This window comes from Fodinibius saliphilus (assembly GCF_005869845.1).
Taxonomy (GTDB): domain Bacteria; phylum Bacteroidota; class Rhodothermia; order Balneolales; family Balneolaceae; genus Fodinibius; species Fodinibius saliphilus.
This window is the reverse complement of the sequence record NZ_VAWF01000008.1, coordinates 1-1,601: the sequence shown is the minus strand read 5'-3', so window position 1 is coordinate 1,601 and position 1,601 is coordinate 1. Positions and strand designations below refer to the sequence as shown.

General features: G+C 43.5%; 2 protein-coding genes. Both read left to right on the top strand.

Annotated features, from left to right (window positions below; genetic code table 11):
• Window positions 1–731, top strand: a 731-nt coding sequence (locus tag FCN14_RS15615; RefSeq protein ID WP_138432233.1) for a flagellin, incomplete at its 5' end; no start/stop codon positions are given.
• Between the two features lie 713 nt (window positions 732–1,444).
• On the top strand, window positions 1,445–1,601 hold a 157-nt coding region (locus FCN14_RS16155; protein WP_491523252.1), incomplete at its 3' end, for a flagellin N-terminal helical domain-containing protein.

The window sequence follows — 1,601 nt, the reverse complement described above, 5'->3', positions numbered from 1 at the left end:
TCGGTACAATCATGGATAACCTCGTGGAGATGAAAGGGCTGGCCACGCAGGCAGCCAACGATACCCTCGGCGAAGATGAGCGTGGGTTTATTGGTGAGCAGATTAAAGAGCTCGGCGCCGACATCAATGATATTTCAGACTCGACAGTCTTCCAGGGATATGACCTGCTGAGTGGAGACGATACCACGGCCACCAAGTCCGGTGCCTTAGAGCTGACCTTCCAGGTCGGTGAGCGAGCATCTGATACTATTACCGCGGATCTGAATGCGGTAAACGTAGGTGAGCTGTTTGCCGACGGTACGAATACGGCTCAGCTGGGTAACTCTGGTGGCGACGGTGCGGTAGCTGACGGATCGGCTATTGAAGCTACGGCTGCCGGAACAGCCGGTGCCACAAACCCGGGTGGAGCGCTTTCTTTTGAGACCGCAGCCGGAACGGCCGCCAACTCCTCTGACTTCCGTTCGTTCATCAGCCACGTGGATGATGCAATTACGACGATGTCGGAAAACGTAAACGATATTGGAATTACGCAGTCGTCACTGTCGGTCCGTGAGGAGACTCTCTCGCAGTCGATCAGTGCAAATGAATCGGCGAAATCCCGTATTATGGATACGGACTTTGCCAAAGCGCAGAGTGAGAAGGTCCGATTGAGTATCCTGCAGCAGACGGCGACTTCGTCTCTTGCGCAGGCCAACAACGGTCCGCAATCTGTACTCGGATTCCTTCGTTAATATTTAAGGGTATTTTACTCTTATATAATAGGCCCTATTGTTGCTTTGGCAACGGTAGGGCTTTTTTATTTTTTCATTCAAAAAAGAAGAGGGTTCTACAAAAACTAAAGTATTCTAAACAAGAGTTTGGTTTTTAGTTATCTGCACTTTGGGTAATATCATTCAGAAAGCTATCTATATTAGTAGTATGTGCTAATACATTTTTGAGAGTATGATGTTTGTGTTAACTGTTTTGGCAATAGTATCTTCTATTTCTAAAGAGATGTATTTATGGACTACCCAATGATGTTTCTAAGGAGATGCTAAGTTGCGAGAGTTTGCCCTTCATAGACTAAGGTTGGGATGATATTATATCTGGGAGGAAATAATTTCTCCCCCCAGACTTTTATGAGGGATCCAAGGGATGAGTTAAAAGAGGGGGTTAAAGATTAATCCCTATCAAGGTTTTGGATTGTTTAGAAAATGATTTGGTAAAATTGGTATAAAGGGATAGGGGGTAACTATTTCAAAAGTAAACAACAGGTATGATAGCGATATGTTTCTTTAAAAGGTATATGTTGCCACCTATATAACTATGTTATAGAACATTATGGGGAATTGAATGCCTTTTAAAAAAATAAAAGAAAAACTTAAGATCGGTTTTTCCTCTACGATAATAGTTGTGCAATGCAAGAAGCAAAGAATTTTATACCAAGAATAAACGGAGAAAAGTTATGGCAAGTTTTGGAGATTTAAACAGAGTAAATACAAACATACAATCGCTGGATTCCCAGCTATCCCTGAACAGAATTAATAAGGAGATGTCCGAAAACCAGTTGAAGATGTCAACAGGTAAGCGGATTAACCGTGCGGAAGATGACTCGGCCGGGT